The sequence below is a fragment of the Nostoc sp. 'Peltigera membranacea cyanobiont' 213 genome (assembly GCF_002245975.1).
Lineage (GTDB): Bacteria > Cyanobacteriota > Cyanobacteriia > Cyanobacteriales > Nostocaceae > Nostoc.
In genome coordinates, this window is the sequence record NZ_NOLI01000247.1 from 1 (window position 1) to 5,466 (window position 5,466).

Annotated in this window: 3 protein-coding genes; all 3 read left to right on the forward strand. The window is 43.1% G+C overall.

Annotated elements, in window-relative coordinates:
- The first annotated feature begins 175 nt into the window (after window positions 1–175).
- Window positions 176–1,825, forward strand: a complete 1,650-nt coding sequence (locus CDG77_RS33125; RefSeq protein WP_094333417.1) for an AAA-like domain-containing protein — start codon at window positions 176–178, stop codon at window positions 1,823–1,825.
- 558 nt (window positions 1,826–2,383) lie between these two features.
- Window positions 2,384–3,070: a type I restriction endonuclease gene (locus CDG77_RS33130; protein ID WP_223270113.1), complete on the forward strand. Its 687-nt coding sequence runs from the start codon at window positions 2,384–2,386 to the stop codon at window positions 3,068–3,070.
- An 82-nt stretch (window positions 3,071–3,152) separates the two neighbouring features.
- Window positions 3,153–5,466: AAA-like domain-containing protein (locus tag CDG77_RS33135; protein WP_094333418.1), on the forward strand; the 2,314-nt coding region annotated here is incomplete at its 3' end.

Consider the following 5,466-nt stretch of genomic DNA (forward strand, 5'->3'; position numbering starts at 1 on the left):
TAACGGAGATAAAAGGTGGATTCATCCAGTTCAAATACTCGTCAACGGAGATAAAAGGTGGATTCATCCAGTTCAAAGACTCGTCAACGGTAATGCACTATCAGTAATTGTGTAGTTATCTGCTGTAGTAAACTACATCTAAGCCAGAAGCCTGCATTTAATAGTTGATAGCGCTGTGAAAAAAATCCTGATTGTGTCAGCTAATCCCACGACGACAGATAAACTCCGGTTGGACGAGGAAGTAAGGGAAATTCAGGAAGGGTTGCAACGCTCTCGCAGCCGAGATAAGTTTGAACTGATTACTAAATGGGCGGTGCGTCCTGACGATTTGCGGCGGGCGCTTTTAGATCATAATCCTCATATCATCCATTTTTCTGGACATGGTGGAGGAAATCAAGGTTTAGCCTTGGAAAATAATACAGGGGAAATGCAACTGGTGAGTACAGAGTCACTGGCAAGGCTATTTAAGTTATTTAAAGACAAAATTGAGTGTATCTTATTAAATGCCTGCTATAGCGAGGTGCAAGCTGAGGCAATTTACCAACACATTAACTGCGTAGTTGGGATGAATCGAGCAATTGGCGATCGCGCCGCGATTAAATTTGCGGTAGGCTTTTATGATGCACTGGGTGCTGATAGGTCTTATGAGGATGCTTACGAGTTTGGCTGTAGCGCTATTGATTTAGAAAGTATTCCAGAATCTTCCACCCCAGTGCTGAAAAGTCGGAACAATCCCCAAGGTGCTATCTCTGCTAACGAAACTATTCCAGATACCGAGATAAAACCAGCAGTCATCTTAGAAAATCCCGAAGGGCAGGTAGCTCTAAACTCTGCCTTCTATGTCGAGCGATCGCCTATTGAGGTAGACTGTTATGAAGCAATTCTCCAACCAGGGGCCTTAATTCGCATCAAAGCTCCCCGGCAGATGGGCAAAACTTCGCTCATGTCGCGGGTTCTCCATCATGCTAGTAAACATGACTATCAGACAGCACCTGTAAATTTCCAGTCAGCCGATGCAGAATTTCTCGCTAATTTAGATCAGTTTTTGCAGTGGTTCTGTGCCAGCATTAGTTATGAATTGAATCTACCAGAGAAGCTAGACGATTATTGGAAGGGTGTTTTAGGTAGCAAGAATAAATGTACAAATTACTTTCAACGGTATTTATTACCTGCGATTAATAGCCCCATAGCTTTGGGTTTGGATGAAGTCGATGAAGTCTTTAAGCATCCTATAATTGCTGCTGATTTTTTTGGATTGCTACGAGCTTGGCATGAACGGTCAAAGAATGAGACAGTTTGGAAAAATCTCCGGTTGGTAATTGTGCATTCTAAGGAAGTTTATATTCCGCTCAATATTAATCAGTCACCTTTTAATGTGGGTTTACCTATTGAGTTGCCAGACTTAAATCAAACACAAATACAAGACTTGGTACAGTGTCACAGACTCAATTGGTCTAACTCACAAATTGAAGCATTAACGACACTCGTGGGTGGTCATCCTTATTTAGTAAGGGTAGCGCTTTATGAAATTGCTCGTGGGAGGATGACGCTGGAAAATCTGCAAAAAATCGCTGCAACTCAGGAAGGGCCTTACAGTGACCATTTACGCCGCCATTGGCTGAATTTGCAAGAGGATACAGAATTGCTAGCTGCGGTCAAACAAGTGATGACAACAAATCGCCCCGTCGATGTAGGTACAACTGAAGCGTTTAAACTCCGCAGTATGGGGTTAGTTAAGTTTCAAGGCAATCAAGTAGTGCCACTGTGTGATTTGTATCGTCAATATTTTTGCGATCGCTTGGGAATTAATACCAATTTTTTATGAAGCTGCATAGAATTCGATCCCCCCTAGCCCCCCTTATTAAGGCTACCGTGTATACACAAGTCCTATTACCCCCCTTAATCCCCCCGATATATTGCTACGGTGTATACACAAGTGCTATCTGCAAAGGTTTCAAGCCTTCTAAATTCAATAAATTGTCATTACGAGTCCTCAAGAAAGGGCACAGCAGTGCTGTGCCCCTACGAAAGATATGATTTTTGAACGATTCATGTTTAGTATTTCCTGTGAATGCGTAATACCATTTCACGAAAACCTTGATACATATAGATTTCTCGTAGGGGCACGGCACTGCCGTGCCCTTACTAACTTGTGTATACACGGTAGCTTATTAAGGGGGGAACCGGAAAAACATCTATCAAAGTCCCCCTTATTAAGGGGGGAACCGGAAAAACATCTATCAAAGTCCCCCTTATTAAGGGGGATTTAGGGGGATCGAGATATGTGCAACTTCACATTAAATTGGTATAAAACTTAAAAAACTACATTAGGAGTGCAATAGGACTTTCATCTCCAATTACCATTTAACTAAAAGGATCAACAATGGTTCAATTTGTTCAAGGAAGAGATATAACCTTAGCCCAACTCATCGATCAATTTGGGCTACAACGTGCAGACAACGAACAGTTTTTCTCGGAGTGGCAGCAAGATTTACCTGAGTTGACTGACTTAGAAAAGCAATCTCTTAACGAAGTCAAGGCAGAATATTTGCATTTATCACGCTACCAAATTTTGGAACCTGTAGTCAAAATGGTGGTGCTATCTCCACTATTGCGTCTAGCAGGTTTTTATCAACCGCCTTTTTACATTGCGTCGGAAGAAGAGGTAAGAATTTCTTCTGATGACGAAGGCACAATTATTAGAGGACGTATTGATATCTTGGTGTTTCATCCTCCATTTTGGGTTCTCGTAATTGAGGCGAAACGAGCAGAATATTCTTTGGAGGTAGCAATTTCTCAAGCATTGGCTTATATGTTGGCTAATCCTGGTAATGATAAACCTACATTTGGTTTTGTAACCAATGGTCGAGAATTTCAATTTATTAAGTTGACGAAACAGAATACACCAAAATATGAATTATCTTACACACTGTCGCTCAATCGTGGGGATGATCTACATACTGTGGTAAAAGTGTTAAAACGTCTAGCTGATTTAATTTGTAATTATGACCTCTCCCTGGTTTTACGTAGTAAAACCGTCCCTCTCCGAATCGGAGAGGGACAGACTTGAACTTTAGTTCAAAGCAGGGAGAGGTTTGTCTAACTCACGTTGTATTTCATAATTTTTAATTTTGAATTCGGAGCGAAGCGACGTGACTCAGTACCAATATCAAGTCGGTGGTAGTCTGCCTCAAAATGCCCTAACTTATGTTAGACGGCAAGCTGACCATGACCTCTATGAAGGCTTGAAGGCTGGGAATTTTTGTTATGTACTCAATTCTCGGCAGATGGGGAAATCTAGCTTGCGGGTGCAGGTAATGCAGCAGTTGCAAACTGAGGGATTTGCTTGTGCTGTTGTTGATATTACAGCTATTGGGACGGCAGATATTACCCCAGAACAGTGGTATGCCGGGGTAATTGATACTCTGGTAGGAAGTTTTAATATTTATACAACTTTTGATTTAGATACTTGGTGGACTGATAACGGGTTGGTTTCACCAGTGCAGCGCTTGGGTAAGTTTATTGAAACGATTTTACTAAAAACAATTACTGAAAATATTGTTATTTTTATTGATGAAATTGACAGCGTTCTGAGTCTTTCGTTCAACTTGGATGACTTTTTTGCAGTTATCCGCGATTGCTACAACCGACGAGCAGACCATCCTGAATATAATCGCCTCACCTTTGCGTTGATTGGCGTATCTACCCCTTCAGATTTGATTCAAGATAAACGCCGGACACCTTTTAACATTGGACAGGCAATAGATTTAACTGGCTTTCAACTCCAAGAGGCGCAACCCTTGGCGCGGGGTTTGGCAGCAACGGGAAATCCTCAAGAGGCAATGGCTCTAGTGCTGGCTTGGACGGGAGGACAGCCGTTTTTGACGCAAAAAGTTTGTAAGTTGTTAATTGAGGAATGCCTTGTAGAGACGCGATTTATCGCGTCTTATGCAGACGAGGAGAAATCCCAAATTGAGGGGTTGGTAAGAAGGCGGATTATTGAGAATTGGGAGACGCAAGATGAGCCGGAGCATTTGAAGACGATTCGAGACAGAATTTTGCAGAGTGGGGAACAGAGGACTGGGCGATTGTTGGGGTTGTATCAGCAGATTTTGCAGCAGGGAGAGATAGCAACTGATGACAGTCCTGAACAAACGGAACTACGGCTGACGGGTTTAGTGGTGAAGCGGGAAGGGAAACTGCGAATTTATAACCGGATTTATGCAGAGGTGTTTAAACAGGAATGGTGTGACAAGATTTTAAGAAACTTGCGCCCTTACTCCGATACATTTAATGCCTGGGTTGAGTCGGAACGTGAAGATGAGTCGCGGTTGTTGCGGGGAAAGACTTTGCAAGATGCCCAAGAATGGGCAGTCGGTAAAAGTTTAAGTGATTTGGACTATCAGTTTTTAGCTGCTAGCCAAGAGTTGGAAAAGCGTGATGTGCAGAAAAGGCTGGAAGCAGAGGAACAGGCAAAGCAGGTATTAGCAGAGGCGAACCACAAAGCTAATCAACGGATTCGTATTGGTTCTGTAGTGCTAGGTTTTGCTCTAGTGGGGGCAATTGCTTCGGGAATATTTGCACAACAGAGTGTTCAGCAAGCTAATCATGCCAATAGAGATTTAAAAACAGCTAAGACAGAAGCCGAAGCCCAGCGTCAAAAAAACGAGCAGATATCGCAGCAGGCAAAAAAGACAGAAGCCAGAGAGAAAGAAGCAGAAGCTAACTTGAGAAAAGCTAATCAACAGTTTAAAACGGCAACAAAAAAGGCAAAGTCTGCTGAGGAAGATGCGAAGAAAGCAACCATAGAAAAACAACAGGCACAACAACAAACAGGAAAAGCTCAAAGTGACCTGAAAGTAGCAGACATTGCCCGGAAAAATGCTTTGGAGGAACTAAACAAGGCACAGCAACAACAACAGCAAGCACAAGGAGATTTGAAAACAGCGCAGATTGCCAAGACAGAGGCAGATGCAGCCCGAAAAAATGCTCTAACAGCTACGCGATTAGAACAAGACGGAACAAATGCACTGCGACAGTTTAATTCAAGGGAAATTGACGGACTGCTGTTAGCAATGCGGGCTTCTAAAGAATTGAAAAGTCTGGTCAAGGATAAACAATCTTTAGCGGAATATCCCGCTTACAGCCCTTTGTTTAGTTTACAGACTATTCTGCTGAACATTCGTGAACAAAATCAGTTGCAGGGGCATAGCGATGGGGTCAACAGCGTCGTCTTCAGCCCGGATGGCAAAACTTTAGCTTCCGCCAGTGCTGACAAGACCATCAAATTGTGGAATCGGGACACGGGCAAAGAAATTTCCACCCTGAGTGGGCATAGCGCTGCGGTCATCAGCGTCGTCTTCAGCCCGGATGGCAAAACTTTAGCTTCCGCCAGTGGTGACAACACGATCAAATTGTGGAATCGGGAGACGGGCAAAGAAATTTCCACCCTGAGTGGGCATAGCG